This window comes from Nocardia seriolae NBRC 15557 (assembly GCF_007990715.1).
Taxonomy (GTDB): Bacteria; Actinomycetota; Actinomycetes; order Mycobacteriales; family Mycobacteriaceae; genus Nocardia; species Nocardia seriolae.
Genome location: NZ_BJWY01000018.1, coordinates 23,382 through 37,185 on the forward strand (window position 1 = coordinate 23,382; position 13,804 = coordinate 37,185).

The 13,804-nt window shown below is 68.0% G+C and carries 16 protein-coding genes; 3 read left to right on the plus strand and 13 right to left on the minus strand.

The window, feature by feature from the left end:
• The first annotated feature begins 67 nt into the window (after positions 1–67).
• The gene (locus NS2_RS08480; RefSeq protein ID WP_045436850.1) at positions 68–295 is read left to right on the plus strand and encodes a hypothetical protein; all 228 of its coding nucleotides are present in this window, start codon (positions 68–70) and stop codon (positions 293–295) included.
• Here the strand turns inward: NS2_RS08480 and NS2_RS08485 are convergent.
• From NS2_RS08485 to NS2_RS08535, 11 genes are all read right to left on the minus strand, one after another.
• Positions 292–1,095, minus strand: a complete 804-nt coding sequence (locus tag NS2_RS08485) for a nuclear transport factor 2 family protein (RefSeq protein WP_033086819.1) — start codon at positions 1,093–1,095, stop codon at positions 292–294. The two genes, NS2_RS08480 and NS2_RS08485, sit on opposite strands and share 4 nt — an antisense overlap.
• Before the next feature lie 89 nt (positions 1,096–1,184).
• Positions 1,185–2,051, minus strand: a complete 867-nt coding sequence (locus NS2_RS08490; protein ID WP_033086818.1) for an LLM class F420-dependent oxidoreductase — start codon at positions 2,049–2,051, stop codon at positions 1,185–1,187.
• A gap of 112 nt (positions 2,052–2,163) precedes the next feature.
• On the minus strand, positions 2,164–2,754 hold the full coding sequence (locus NS2_RS08495) for a hypothetical protein (protein ID WP_033086792.1): 591 nt from the start codon (positions 2,752–2,754) through the stop codon (positions 2,164–2,166).
• A 25-nt stretch (positions 2,755–2,779) separates the two neighbouring features.
• Positions 2,780–3,736 carry an MlaD family protein gene (locus tag NS2_RS08500; RefSeq protein ID WP_147207125.1) on the minus strand — a complete coding sequence of 319 codons (957 nt, stop codon included), beginning with the start codon at positions 3,734–3,736 and terminating at the stop codon, positions 2,780–2,782.
• Positions 3,733–4,845 carry an MlaD family protein gene (locus NS2_RS08505; RefSeq protein WP_228102705.1) on the minus strand — a complete coding sequence of 371 codons (1,113 nt, stop codon included), beginning with the start codon at positions 4,843–4,845 and terminating at the stop codon, positions 3,733–3,735. The genes NS2_RS08500 and NS2_RS08505 overlap by 4 nt, the downstream gene beginning before the upstream one ends.
• Positions 4,842–5,924 (minus strand): MlaD family protein, encoded by a 1,083-nt coding sequence (locus NS2_RS08510; protein ID WP_033086816.1) that lies wholly within the window; start codon positions 5,922–5,924, stop codon positions 4,842–4,844. Before NS2_RS08510 ends, NS2_RS08505 begins: the two co-directional genes overlap by 4 nt.
• Entirely contained in the window at positions 5,924–6,970 is a 1,047-nt protein-coding gene (locus tag NS2_RS08515) for an MlaD family protein (RefSeq protein WP_033086790.1), read from the minus strand. Before NS2_RS08515 ends, NS2_RS08510 begins: the two co-directional genes overlap by 1 nt.
• The gene (locus tag NS2_RS08520) at positions 6,967–8,019 is read right to left on the minus strand and encodes an MlaD family protein (RefSeq protein WP_052086183.1); all 1,053 of its coding nucleotides are present in this window, start codon (positions 8,017–8,019) and stop codon (positions 6,967–6,969) included. Before NS2_RS08520 ends, NS2_RS08515 begins: the two co-directional genes overlap by 4 nt.
• Positions 8,016–9,044: an MlaD family protein gene (locus NS2_RS08525; protein ID WP_036545613.1), complete on the minus strand. Its 1,029-nt coding sequence runs from the start codon at positions 9,042–9,044 to the stop codon at positions 8,016–8,018. Before NS2_RS08525 ends, NS2_RS08520 begins: the two co-directional genes overlap by 4 nt.
• A gap of 3 nt (positions 9,045–9,047) precedes the next feature.
• On the minus strand, positions 9,048–9,911 hold the full coding sequence (locus NS2_RS08530; protein ID WP_033086788.1) for an ABC transporter permease: 864 nt from the start codon (positions 9,909–9,911) through the stop codon (positions 9,048–9,050).
• Positions 9,911–10,747, minus strand: a complete 837-nt coding sequence (locus NS2_RS08535; protein ID WP_036545608.1) for an ABC transporter permease — start codon at positions 10,745–10,747, stop codon at positions 9,911–9,913. Before NS2_RS08535 ends, NS2_RS08530 begins: the two co-directional genes overlap by 1 nt.
• A gap of 384 nt (positions 10,748–11,131) precedes the next feature.
• Here NS2_RS08535 and NS2_RS08540 point away from each other — a divergent pair, with 384 nt between their 5' ends.
• Positions 11,132–11,362, plus strand: coding sequence for a nuclear transport factor 2 family protein (locus tag NS2_RS08540; RefSeq protein ID WP_052086182.1), 231 nt, complete (start codon positions 11,132–11,134; stop codon positions 11,360–11,362).
• 24 nt (positions 11,363–11,386) lie between these two features.
• Here NS2_RS08540 and NS2_RS08545 read toward each other — a convergent pair whose 3' ends face one another.
• Complete coding sequence (locus NS2_RS08545; protein ID WP_230464677.1) at positions 11,387–12,475, minus strand: calcium:cation antiporter; 1,089 nt, start codon at positions 12,473–12,475, stop codon at positions 11,387–11,389.
• A 106-nt stretch (positions 12,476–12,581) separates the two neighbouring features.
• On the opposite strand from NS2_RS08545, the gene NS2_RS08550 reads away from it, so the two are divergent.
• A complete protein-coding gene (locus tag NS2_RS08550) occupies positions 12,582–13,322 on the plus strand; it encodes a VIT1/CCC1 transporter family protein (RefSeq protein WP_033086785.1) in 741 nt (246 codons plus the stop codon).
• On the opposite strand, the gene NS2_RS08555 is transcribed toward NS2_RS08550, so the two are convergent.
• Positions 13,319–13,774 carry a hypothetical protein gene (locus NS2_RS08555; RefSeq protein ID WP_033086784.1) on the minus strand — a complete coding sequence of 152 codons (456 nt, stop codon included), beginning with the start codon at positions 13,772–13,774 and terminating at the stop codon, positions 13,319–13,321. The genes NS2_RS08550 and NS2_RS08555 overlap by 4 nt on opposite strands.
• Positions 13,775–13,804: the final 30 nt, after the last annotated feature.

Below are 13,804 nucleotides of genomic sequence, written 5' to 3' on the forward strand. Positions count from 1 at the left end.
TTGGCAAATCAAGCACGGCGAGTCCACCGAGACACGCAATCGTTTTGCGGGCTGCCGCGTGTCGATCATGGTCATTCGGCGGTCACGCGCGCAGTATGTGCTGATGATCGCCGAATGCCCTTCCTGCGCTTGGCCCTCGCCCACGGTCGTGTCCTCACACCGTTCCGTGCAGTACCTGCGCTGCGTGTGCGGGCAGTGGCTGATCAGCGTGCACGGGAAGGTGGTCGGCGCGGCCGGGGGCACCACGTTCAGCGGCAAGAACCCGGTGGCCGAGATCGCCGGAATCCGGGATTAGCTCCCCTGCACGAAGATTCGCGCGGATTCCACACGTAGGCCGGCCGTGAAGTCCAGTTCGGCGATGCCGGGCCCCTGACGGGTCTCCACCGTCGCGGTCACCGTGCGCCCGGCGGCGATCGGCTTGCTCCAGCGCAGGCCCTTCACCCGGACGGTGAAGTCCTCCAGCGACATGGTGCCGTCGGTGCCCCACTCCAGCCGCGGCACCGGCGCCAGCGTGGAGCGCGCGTCGGCGGCGTCGCCGCGCCCGAGCGCGTTCAGTAGCCGCCCCGCGGCCTGCTTGCCCGGCTTGCCGACACCGCGCAGCCCGGACATGAAACCGACTGCGCCGCCGACACCTTGATTGCCGAGCAGCTGCGGCCCCAGCTTCGCCCCGGCCAGCAGCCCCTGCACGCCGGAGCCCAGCAGCTGGCCGATCATGCCGGCCAGCTCCCAATGTGCGCGCAGGGCGCGGATTTTCAGCGCGCCGTCGGCATCGACGAGGTCGTAGCGCAGGTGCATGGGCACGTGCAGGGTGACCCCGGTCGACATGGTGGTGGCGATGCTCAGATCGCGGAAGACCGTCATCCCGCACACCACGTCATTGGCCACGTCGAAGACGATCCCGTTGGGCGCGATGAAGGTGTCGTAGAAGCGCTCGATGGCCGCCCGCCCGACATGCGGGCGCGAGCCCACCGGATCCTCGACGCTGCCGTTCTCGGCGAACAGCCCCACCCAGGCGGCCTTGTCATGGGCGCCGACCGCCCGCGGTGAGGCTTCGACGGTCGCCATCAGTTCGGCGGCAGTGGGATTCGCGGGCACGGTGTCCTCCAGGTGGTGAGCAAGCGCGCGCGATGATACCGAACCGCCGGGATTCCCGAAGGCGGTCGGGCACATCTTTGCGGGCACCGTCAGATCGCGGCCAGGCGGGGTAGCAGGCGTTCGGCGAACTCGGTGGCATAGGCGACCGGGTCACCGGCGGGCATGAAATCGAGCTGGGTGACGCCCAGGGCGGACAGCGGCTCGGCGGCGCGCAGCACCCGATCCGGATCGCTCAGGGCGGGCGGAATGTAGAGCACCGTCTTGCGGATCGCCGCGTAGTCGCGCTGCTCGGCCGCGCAGTGCGCACGTAGCACCTCGAGCCTGTGCGCGACATCCTCGACCGAGCTGGCGAACAGATTGCAGGCGTCGGCGTAGCGGGCCACCAGCAGCAGCGTCTTCTTCTCGCCACCGCCGCCGATCAGGATCGGCGGATGCGGGCGGGTCAAAGGCGCGGGCACGCAGACGGTCTCGGCCAGCTGATAGTGCGTGCCCTTGTACGGCCCGTTGTCCGGCCCCCACATCTGCAGGCAGATCTGCAGCGTCTCCTCGAGCCGCTCGAACCGCTCGGCCATCGGCACCACGGGCACGCCGAGCGCCCGCTGCTCGCGCTCGTACCAGGACGCGCCGATGCCGAGTTCGGCCCGGCCGCCGGAGAGCACGTCCAGGGTGGTGACGATCTTGGCCAGCAGGCCGGGATAGCGGTACATCACGCCGGTCACCAGCACCCCGAGCCGCATGCGCTCGGTCAGCGCGGCAATGTAGCCGAGGGTGGTGTAGCCCTCCAGCATGGGTTCGTCGTGGGTCCCGCTGTGCTCCATCTGGAAGTAGTGGTCCATGACGGTGAATCCGGCGAACCCGGCCTGTTCGGCGATGCGGGCGGTGTGCGCCAGGGTGGGCGCGATCCGCTCGGGTTCGGCGGGTGTCGAGAAGTTCCAGTAGTGCAGCCCCAGTTCCATGCCGGACTCCTCCATCGTCGCCGGGTGATACACGTTGCGTGCCTGGGTGATACGGCTGCCTACAGTCTGCCCGATGGAGTGGGTCGCGGCCTTGCTGTTTCGGGGCCGGGTTCTACTGTCTGGGCAGTGGCAGGTCGATGCCGCCGACGTCGGTGACCTTCCACTCCTTCGGGTCGACGTTCACCGTGTAGTACACGGTGGTGAGGACGCCGTCGGGGTTCTGGGCGTTGGTGGAGTTGACGTTCAGATAGACATTGACCTTGTAGACGCCGTTGTCGCGGTTGATGACCTGCGAGCTGAGCAGGGTGGGGCTCGAGGTCCACTTCAGCGGGACCAGGATCTGCTGCAACTTCGAGGAGGTGGCGTCGAACTTGTTGGCCAGGGCCGGGGTGGTGTTGGACTTCAGCCGCGCGGTCCAGGCGTTGAAGTCGGCGTAATTGAGATTGGCCGCGCCGATGGCGTAGTCGGAGGCGATCTGCTCGGCGTGCTTGTCGTTCGCCGCCTGGGCGTCGCGGTCGTTCAGAGCGCCGCGGGCGGACTGCCACAGCACGGCGACCCACACCAGCGCGCCGATCAAAAGCACGGCCGCGCCGCTGATCAGCAGTGTCGAGAGTTTCAACGAAACGGTTTTGACCTGCGGCTCGGCGGAGACAGCAGACGTCTCCGGGTCGACCGGCCGCTTCGGTTCGGTGTCCTGGGACATGGGGTCTCCTCCTAGCTGGGTACTGCTACTTCACGTTGACCTGCACGCGCACGGCACCGTCACCGGTGGACGCGAGCGCCTGCGAGATCAAGCTGCTGATATTGATCTGCGGCCCGGCCGTGCGCACCGCATCGGCGAGCGGCTGCAACTGGGGCGCGAGGGCCTTCAATTCGGGTCCGGCCTGCTGCAGCCCGTCGCTCAGCTGGGCCAGGAAGGGTGCCAACCCGTTGCCGTCCACGTATGCCTGGACTCCGGGTGCACGATCCACCACTCTACCGACGGCATTGATGAGTTCCTCGAGCGACTGCTCGAACCGCACGAATGCCGGTGCGGCCGCCGCGGTGGCCTCGCCCATGCCCGCCATATCCGACGCCGCGACCTGGAAGCTGTTGAGTAGCTGAGCGATCTTGGGTTCGCGGCTCATAATGGCCTGGGCGAGCAGATCCCCGGCCCGGGTCAGGGTGGGCATGGACGAATCGGTGCCCTGGAAGGCCGATCCCAGCGTGCTGGCCAGCGAGGCCGCGACCTTGGGGTCGAGCTGGTTCATGACCTTGTTGACCAGCCGCGACACCTCGGGAATCGACAGCGGCGACTTGATCGACGCGGTGTCCAGGCGCTGCCCGTCGGTCAGATACGGCCCGCCCGCGACCTTGGGCCGGAATTCCACGTACGGCTCGCCCAGCGCGGAGAGCTGCTCGATGGTGATATCGCTGTTGGTCGGCAGCTTGCGGTCGCCGTCGATGCGGAAGCCCACCTCGACGCCGCGCGCGGTGGAGTCCACCGAGGTGACCTTGCCGACCTTCATGCCGGTGAGCAGGATCGGCGAACCCACGCTCAGGCCACCGGAATTCGGCATCACCATGGACGCGTCGGTGTAGTGCGCGAACGGATCGGCCCGCACCACCCCGAAGGTCAGATAGCTCGCGCCCACCACGGTGACCACCGCGATGCCGCCCAGCGACGCCAGCGAACCCCACTTCATCGCACCGCTCCGATCATGCGCAGTCCGGCCAGCATGTTGGCGACCTGGTCGTCGCGCGAGACCGAATCGACCTGCACGCCGGTGATATTCACCTTCGGCCCGTTCTCCACGAACGGCATCAGCTTGTCCCGCAGCAGCGAGACCAGCGCCGACAGGTTCGACGGCTGCGACAGGTCCAGGGGCTTACCCGAAAGCGCCAGCGGCGCAAAGGCGTGCGTCACCGGATCCAACGCGCCCGCCAGCGGGGCCAGCCACACCATCGACTGCCCGAGCTGGCCGAGCACCGCGAAGATCTGGGCGACGCCCTTGATGGAATTGGTGACCCCGGTCATGGCGTCCACCGACTCCTGGCTGAGCTGGTGGTCGAGGAAGTCCGCGCGATCGTGCAGCACCTGGGCGTTCACGCCCAGACCGTTGAGCAGCTTGTCGACCTGGTCCAGATTGGCCGCCAGATCCACGGCATTGCCCGCCGCGTTCTGCGCGATCCGCTTGGTCTCGTTGGGATCCTGCGGCAGCACGGCATTGAACCGGTTGATGATGTCCTGCAACTGGTTGACGGCGCCGCCCTGGGTGAAGGCGGCCAGGGCGGCCATGGTGTCCTCGAGCTGCACCGGCGGCCTGGTGTGCTCCTGGGTGATGGTTCCGCCGTCCTTCAGCAGCGACCCGAACCCGTCCGGCGGTGTGGTCAGCGCCAGGTGGATGTCACCGAGCACCGTGTTCTGGCGCAGCTCCGCCATGGTGGCGGTCGGCAACTGCACCTTGGACGAGATGTCCGCGTCCACGACGACGTACCCGCCACGCCCGCCGGACTGCGCCGAATCCACCACGCGCACACCGCTCACCGAGCCCACCTGGGCACCGTTGGCGATGACCTTCGCCTTGGCGGGCAGATTCAGCACATTGCCGAACTCGATGTGGATCCGGTAGGTCGGGCCCGAGATGGTGGTGCCGGGCACCGGCACCGAAGCCGGATCGAAGGCGCAGCCACCGATGCCCAGCAGCAGGCCCGCCGTCAGCACGGCCGCACCGGCCCGTTTCATCCGGCCCTGTCCCTTGGTCATCATGAGCGGACCGGCCTCGACCGTGACGTCCCAGCGTCCGATTCTCATCGCGCACCTGCCATTCCGAGCACCAGCGGGACCAGCGGGACGTTGACCATGCCGTTGGCGGCGTCGGTGCAACTGCCCGGGGTGACCGCGTTGAGCGCGGCACAGACCTGATCCGCCTGGGCGGCCGGGAGGGCCGCACGCGGGGAGCCGTAGGTGATGCCGTCGCCCATGACGTTCCGGGCGGCATTGGTCAGCACCGGGAGCGTGAGCATGACTTCCGAGAGCGAGCCGACATTGGCGCGCAGCAGCCGGATCAGCGGCAGGGTGTCGTTGAGGCCGCGCATGATCGGGTCGCCCGCAATGGTGACCAGGTCATTGAGCATGGGCAGCACCGCGCCCAGATTGTCGACGAGTTTCGCACCCGGGCCGATCAATTCGTCGGTGGCGTTGTTCAATGCCGGGCCCAGGCGCAGCAGCATGGACCGCAGGTCGCCCCAGTGTTCCTCGACCTTCTGGCCGACCGAGGCGAAGGCGTCGAAGATGCCCACCAGGTGCCCGATATCGGCATCGGGTTGCGACAGTGCCGAACCCAGCTTCTTGACGATCTCGTTGCTCTGCGGGCCCGCGCCCTGGGTGGCGGCGTCCAGCCCGGACAGGCCGTGCGCCAGCGCATCCGGGGCCGACGCCTGCTGTAGCTGCGACGACAGGTCGGCCAGCGCGGTGAGGGTCTCGGTGATGCTCTTGGGCGTCAGGGTTTTGGTGATGCACCGGGAGGAATCCCAGCGCTGGAGGTTCTTGCCGCTGTTGAGCACCGCCAGATTGCGGTCGGCCACAATGGAATCCGAGACCGTGGTGGCGGCGGCGTCCGCGTACACCGGGTACTGGGCGTCGACGGAGAACTTCACCTTGACCTTGGTGCCGTCGGCGTCGACGGAATCGACCGTGCCGACCGGGATTCCGCGCATGGTCACCTTGTTGCCCGCGTACAGGCCGACCGCGTCGGGCATGAGCGCGCAGTAGGCGACGGTCTTCTTCATGGGGTCGAAGTAGAACAGGTAGCCGACCACCGCGAGCACGGCGATCAGCACCGCGCCGGTGACCGAGATGAACGCCTGCGATCCGAGCATCCGCTTGAACATCAGCACTCCTGCCCGAGCACCGGAATGCACACCTGCGGCAGTGCCACCGGCGGCTGCGGCAGGGGCACGGTCTGCTGCGACTGGTCGATCTGCACGCCGCCGTCGGGAATCACCAGGTCCGACAGCTTCTTCTGGAGCTCCTGCGCCGCGGTCAGGGTCGGGGTGAACTTCTGGCCGAGCTGCTCGAGCTCGGTGATGGCGTCGGTCAGCTTGGGCTTCAGCTCCGACCAGGTCGGCTCCGCACCGCCGAGTCGCCCGAGCACGTCGCTGAGCAGCCGGATGGCCTCCGCCATTTCCGAATGCTTGTCCTCGAGCACGGTGACCAGCAGGTTGGCGTTGTCCATGAGCCGGCCCAGATCGGTCTTCGCGCCGTCGTACATGCGCACGTACTCGTCGGCCACGGCGATGGCATTGGACACCTGGCTGCGCTGGCGATCCAGCGCGTCCACGTAGTCGGCGACCGTCGTCAGCGTGGTGCGCAGGCTGTCGGGCGCGCCGTCGATCGAATTGCCCAGCGCCGCGAGGTTCTTGTTGAGCGTGGAGCCGTCGATCTTGGCCAGCGGGGTGGCGGCGTCCTGGAAGGTCTCGACCAGGCTGTAGGGCAGTCGCACCCGGTCGGCCGGGATCGGCGCGGAACCCAGCGGCTTGCTCCCGGCCGGGAACAGCGCCACGTAGTGGCCGCCGACGATGGTCAGCATGCGGATGTCCAGGGAGGTCTGATCGCCCAGGAACACATCGGTTTTCACCGTGAAGCGCATGACGACCTTGTCCGGCTTCAGTTCCAGGGACTTGACCTCGCCGACCGAGATTCCGGCCAGGCGCACATCGTCGCCCGCCTTCACCGACTGCGCCTCGGACAGCTCCGCGGTGTAGGTGTGCTTGCCGAACGGGACCACATAGAGCGTCCCGGCGGCGGCCAGACCCAGCACCACCACGATCGCGCCGAGAATGCCCTTGCGCAGGTGCCGCTTCTGCTTGGTCGCCTCGTCGACCACGCGATCATCGCGTTTGAAGCTGAGTCGCGGCAATGAACGCGGCAATGTCATCCGTTGCATATCGCCACCTGCTGTCCCGAAACGAGCACCTTGACCACCGGCGGCAGCTCCGCGGTCCCCTTGCTGCACACCGGCTTCCAGCCCGTCGGGCTCTGCGGCAGCGCCGCGTCGGCCGCGCCCAGCACCGCGGGCAGGCGGCTGAAGACGTCCACCGCCTCCTTGGCGTCCGGGAAGATCTGGCGGATCAACGCGTCCACATCCGAACCGCTGTTGATGCCCAGCGAATTCAGCAGATTGTCGATGGGCCGCAGCACCGAGGGCGCGGTCATGGCGAATTGCGCCAGGCCGCCGATGTTCTGGTTCAGCGCCTCGAAAATATCGCTGAGCTGCTTGATCAACGGCACCAGGTAGTGCACCCGGCCGCCGAGGCGGTCCGACAGATCCGACATGTTCCGGATCAGCGTCCAGATCACCTGCTGCCGATTGTCCACGTAGGACGCCAGTTTCCCGATCGCGTCCATGGCCGGGCCGACCCCGCTGCCGTCGCCCTCGATCAAAGCCACCATGCTGGCGCTGAATTGGTTGATGGCCTCGGGAGAGATGGTCTGCAGCACCGGCTTCAGGCCGTTGAACAGCTGGGTCACATCGAAGGACGGGACCGTGCGGTCCTCGCCGATGCGCACGCCCGCCGCGATCCGATTGCCCGGCTGCGGCGGCTGCTGCAGATCGATGTACCGCTGGCCGGTCAGGTTCTGGTAGCGGATGGCCAGCTTGGAGTTGTCGTAGACGGGCGCATCGGTCTTGACCGACACCTGCACCCGGGCCTTCGCGCCTTCGAGGCCGATGTCCTTGACCTTGCCGACCTGCACGCCGTACATACGCACGTCATCGCCGACCTTGAGACCGTTGGCATCGGTGAAGATGGCGTCGTGGGTCTCGGTTCCGCCGGACACCGGCCGCTGAATCGCGGTCAGCACCAGCATCAAAACCACCACGATGACGCCTGCGAACAGCGCCAGCCGCCACGCCGCGGCCTTGACACGCCCACCCGTCGCCCCACCGCCACCCCCGACGGAATCGCTGCGCGATGCCCGCCTCATTTGGCACCTCCCAGCAGCGGCACCGCGATGCCGGGCACGCCCTTCAGATCGACCTGCACGTTCAGCACCGGTCCCTGCCCGTTGTCGGGCATGGCCGCGCTCAAACGCTGTAGCAGCAGCTTCAATTCGGCCCCGGACTGCTGCGGCTGAGGCACCATCTGCGCCAGCGCGGTCAGGATCGGCACCAGCATGTCGGTGGTGCTCGACAGCTGAGTCCCGGCCTCGGAGAGGGTGTTCGCCAGCGCGGGCAGCAACTGCCCGGTCAGCGTCGCGACGCCCTTGTCGTAGGCGGCCCGATCGTTCTGCAACCGCTGCATGCTGCGGATCAGGTCGATCACCTGCACGGTCGCGCCCGCGAACTGCCCGCCGCCGTCGAAGGCCGGGCCGAGTTCGCCGAACAGCTGCGACATCGGCATCTTCTGGTTGTCGGTGATGGTGCGCTGCGCGGTGATGAGCGCCTGCACCAGCGGCATGAACGCCTGGGTGTCGGCCGCGGCCTGCGCGATCACCGATGCCATCTGCTGCGTCAGCACCGAACCGCCGACCTGCGAGGCGCTGCGCAGAATCGAGCCCATGGTGGCGTCGTAGACCTGCGTGGCATTGCGGCCGGTGAAGTCCAGCACCGCACCCGTGCGCAGCGGCGAGCCGCCCGCGCCCCGGCGCAATTCGATCTCGCTGATGCCGAACAGGTTGGCGGGCGCGTAATCGACCTGGAGGCTGTCGTCGATCCCGAACAGCTTGGTGTCGTCCAGCCGCAGCGAGATCTGCTGCGTGCCATGCTGATCCGGCGCGATATCGGTGACCTTGCCGACCACCACGCCATTGGCCCGCACCTCGGTGCCGACCAGCACGCCGTCACCGATCTGCTCGGTGCGCAGCGAAACCGCGATCCCGGCCTCGGTCTGCTGCGACCGGTACAGCGACCAGCCCGCCACCACGGCCACCACCAGCGCCAGCGCGACCGCACCGACCGTCATCGAGCGCTTGCGATCGACGGCCACACCCGGCATTCCGTAATTCGGCATCCCCTACCCCGTGAACGTAATCGCCGAGTTGAAGCCCCAGAGGGACAGCGAGAGCACCATGTCCATGGCGATGATGGCCACCGACGACGCGCGCACCGCCTTGCCCGAGGCGATACCCACGCCCTCGGGGCCGCCGGTGGCGAAAAAGCCGTAGTAGCAGTGGATCAGGATGACGACCACCGCGAAGATGGCCACCTTCACCACGGCCGCGATCACGTCGAACCCGGACACGAACTGGAAGAAGTAGTGGTCGTACACGCCCGCCGAGGCCCCGTGCACCAGCGTGATCAGCCCGCGGCAGGCCGCGTAGGACAGGATCAGCGCGATCAGGAAGGTCGGCACGATGGCGACCGCGCCCGCCAGCACGCGGGTGGTCACCACGAAGGGAACCGAACGCAGACCCAGAGACTCGATCGCATCGATCTCCTCGGAGATGCGCATGGATCCGATCTCGGCGGTCATGCGGCAGCCCGCCTGCGCGGCGAAACCGATGGCCGCCACGATCGGGGCCAGCTCACGGGTGGTCGCGTAGGCCGACACCAGACCCGAGACCGGGCCCATACCGAGCATGTCGAGCGTGGTGAAGGACTCCACCGCCACCGACGCGCCCATCACCAGCCCCAGCACGATCATCATCGGCACGGTCCCGCCGCCCACGATGACCGAGCCACGGCCCCAGGTCATGTCCGAGATGGCCCGCATGGTCTCCGCGCGATAGCGCTTGAGCGTCAGCGGAATCGACGAGAGCACCTGCCAGACGAACGCGAGCGTGAAGCCCAGGTTCTCCACGCGGCGCAGGATCCGGCCGCGGCGGCGGTAGGCGCGTGCGGCCCAGCCCAGCCCCTTGGGTACATAGGTAGCCGACATCAGGCCAGCCTCGTGGGCAGGAACAGATCGGTGAGCTGGGTCGCGACCAGGTTCACGGTCACGATCGACACCACCGACAGCACCACCGCGGCGTTCACGGCGTCGGCGACACCCCGCGGGCCGCCCTTCGCCTCGAGCCCGCGCTGGCAGGCGATGATCACCACGAGGAACCCGAAGATGACGGCCTTCAGCAGCGACACCCACACGTCGGCGGTGGTGGTGAAGGATCCGAAGGTGGTCCAGTAGGAGCCCGGCGTGACGCCCTGCCCGCCGATGGCCACGCCGTACCCGGCGAGCACGCCCACGAAGATGATGAGCACGTTCAGCAGCGGCGCGACGAAGACCATGGCCACCAGGCGCGGGATCACCAGGCGGTGAATCGGGCTGATGCCCATGGTGTTCAGCGCGTCGATCTCCTCGCGGATGGTGCGCGCACCCAGATCCGCCGCCAACGCCGCGGCTCCCGCGCCGCCCAGCAGGAAGCCGGTGGCCAGCGGCGCGCCCTGCTTGATGACGCCCAGGCCGCCGGTCGCGCCCAGCAGCGAGTCCGCGCCGAGGGTGTGAATCAGATTGCCCACCTGGACCGAAACGATGACGCCGAACGGAATGGCGATGAGCACGGCCGGAATCGCGGTGACGGTGATCAGCCGCCAAGCCTGGAGAATGGCCTCTTTCCACTGGAATTGCCGGCGCGCGATATCGGTGAAGGTGCCGATCACCGCTTCCTCGGCAATGCCGACCGCGCGGCCGAAGGTGCGCAGCGACGCCACCGCGGTGCTGGAGAAGTTGTCGCGCACGATGCGCACGGCGGACCGACTCTGGGTGGCCCGGGTCATCGCGGGACTACTTCATCAGGTCGCCGGAATCGGCGCGGGGTGACGAGCTTCAAATTTCTTCTCCGTGATCGGCAACACTGCCTGCCATCAAAGCTAATGGTTACGGCGAGTTACAACAAATCGCTTTGTGATGTGATCGAGACCTCCAAGCTACCCACCGGTACGCGATCTGTCATGCCCGGTCATTGGGACATCCATGCATGCCACATGCGGTTCTAGAACCTGTTATCAGAGCGATGTGACATCCTGTGTGACTCACAGCACCCCATCGGCGAACCCTGGATGAGACCGTTTCGAGACCACCGGCCATACCGAAAGCGGAATTGAGTGATCTGGCAGCAACCACTCATTTCCCATCGAACCCACGCGTAACCCGGAGGCGGCGTGTTCACTGTCGCTGTGGACAACACGGTGTCGGCGGTCCTCCATGCGATCGAGACCGGCGACTGGGCGGAATTCGCCAAACTGGTGCACCCGTATGTGCATTGGACCGAGGACGGGACGACCACTCGCGGCCGCACCCGGGTCATGGCGCTGCTATCCCGGCACGATGCGACGAAACCCGCGGCCTCTTACGAACTGCGCGACGGCCAGGTCTACCGCTGGACCTCGTGACCGGGCCCGACGACCGGGGACCGGTCAGGGGCTGACCGCCAGAAATACGAAGCCCGAGAACAACACCAGGTGCACGCAGCCCTGGAGCAGGGTCGCGCGGCCCGGCACCACGGTCAGCGCGCCGACCACCACGGTCAACGCCAGCAGCACCATCTGGGTCGCGCCCAGGCCCAGCATGAGCGGGCCCTCGATCCAGATCGAGGCCAGCGCGATGGCCGGAATGGTCAGGCCGATGCTGGCCATGGCCGAGCCCAGCGCGAGGTTCAGCGAGATCTGCACCCGATCCCGGCGCGCGGCGCGCACGGCCGCGATGGTCTCGGGCAGCAGCACCAGCAGCGCGATCACCACGCCGACCGCGGACTGCGGCAGACCGGCCGCGGCGATGCCGGATTCGATATTCGGCGAGACCACCTTGGCCAAGCCCACCACGCCGATCAAGGCAACCAGCAGCAAACCCAGACTCAGCAGCGCCTGCTTCCTGGTCGGCGGCTCGTCGTGTTCCTCCTCGGCCGCCGTCGACGCGCCCTCGACGGGGAGGAAGTCGTCCGGATGCCGGACCGTCTGGACCATGACGAACACGCCGTAGAGCACCAGCGAGGCCACCGCGGCGAAGATCAGCTGCGAGGCCGAGAAGACCGGGCCGGGCTCGCTGGTGGTGAAGGTCGGCAGCACCAGACTCAGTGTCGCGAGCGTGGCGACGGTGGCCAGGGCCGCGCCCGTGCCCTCCGCATTGAAGACCGCCACCCGCCGTCGCAGCGCGCCGACCAGCAGTGACAGCCCGAAAATGCCATTGCACGTGATCATTACGGCCGCGAAGACGGTATCGCGGGCCAGCGAGGCCGCCTTCTCGCCGCTCGAGATCATCAGCGTGACGATCAGCCCGACCTCGATGATGGTCACCGCCACCGCCAGGATCAGCGACCCGAACGGCTCGCCCACCCGATGCGCCACGGTCTCGGCGTGATGCACCGCCGAAAGCACCGCGCCGATCAGCCAGACCGCCACCAGCACCGCCAGCAGGGAGCTGAGTTCGCGGCCCCAGGCGGCGGCCAGTACCACGCCCGCCACCAGCGGGAGGATGACCGACCAGTACCGACTGCAGAAACGCACCATGATCTCCATCGTTCCAGCAAACCGTCCGCATACCCCGCAAATGGGAGCCATCCCTCCCCCGGTCGCCCTACCGCATGACCGCCCGCCGGTAGATTAGGCTGCCCACGTGGACGACACCACCGGAACCGACACGACCACGGCACAGCCGCATCCGCACGAGCCGCACGACACGAGCTTGGCGGCCAAGCTCAACTGGCTGCGCGCGGGTGTGCTGGGCGCGAACGACGGCATCGTCTCCACCGCGGGCCTGGTGGTCGGCGTCGCGGCCGCCTCCACCGACAGCAGCGCCATCCTCACCGCGGGCATCGCGGGCCTGGCCGCGGGCGCGATCTCCATGGCCGTCGGCGAGTACGTCTCGGTCAGCACCCAGCGCGATACCGAACGCGCGCTGCTGTCCAAGGAGAAGCGGGAACTGGCCGAGGAGCCGGAATTCGAACTCGCCGAACTCACCCAGATCTATCGGGACAAGGGACTGCGGCCCGAGACCGCGCGCAAGGTGGCCGAGGAACTCACCGCCCACGACGCCTTCGCCGCCCACGCCGAGGCCGAATTGGGTTTGGACCCACACGAACTGACCAACCCCTGGCATGCCGCGGTGTCCTCGGCGATCTCCTTCACCCTGGGTGCGATCCTGCCGATCCTCGCGATCCTGCTGCCGCCGACGCAGTGGCGAATCCCGGTCTGTTTCGCCGCCGTCCTGCTGGCGCTGGCCGTCACCGGCTCGGTGAGCGCCCGGCTCGGCGGCGCCAATCCGCAGCGGGCCGTGCTGCGGGTCGTGCTGGGCGGCGCGCTGGCCATGGCCGTCACCTACGGGATCGGGCAGCTCGCGGGCGTTTCCGGCATCTAGCCGACGGCGGGAGCCGAATCATCCTGCGGCGCGGCCAGATCCGACGGCGGGGGCACGTCCGGCGGAGCCGACGCGGGCTGGGCGGCGGGCACATCGATCGGGACCGCGGGCTCGGGGCCGATCACGATCGGGATATCCACCGGATGCGGTGCGACGGGCGCGGGCGGCGGAACCGCCGCGGCGGGCGGGGCCGGATTCGCGGCGGGGGCGGCCGGAAGCTGTTCGGCGGGAGCGACATCGGGTGGGCGACGGCCGGGCACCGCGTGGTCGTGGCGCGGCCGCACGACATTGACGATGGAGCCGTCGGCCACCGGGCGATCCCCGGAACCGGTGAGCAGCATGCCCGCGCCCACGCCCGTGGTCATCAGGGCGGCGACCAGAACCACCAGGGCCAGCCGACGGGGATCGAGATCGCCCGGATCGCGCTGGATCTCGTCGACGGTGCCGAGCATGGCCGTCCTCCTTCGGATTCCGGGCCGCGA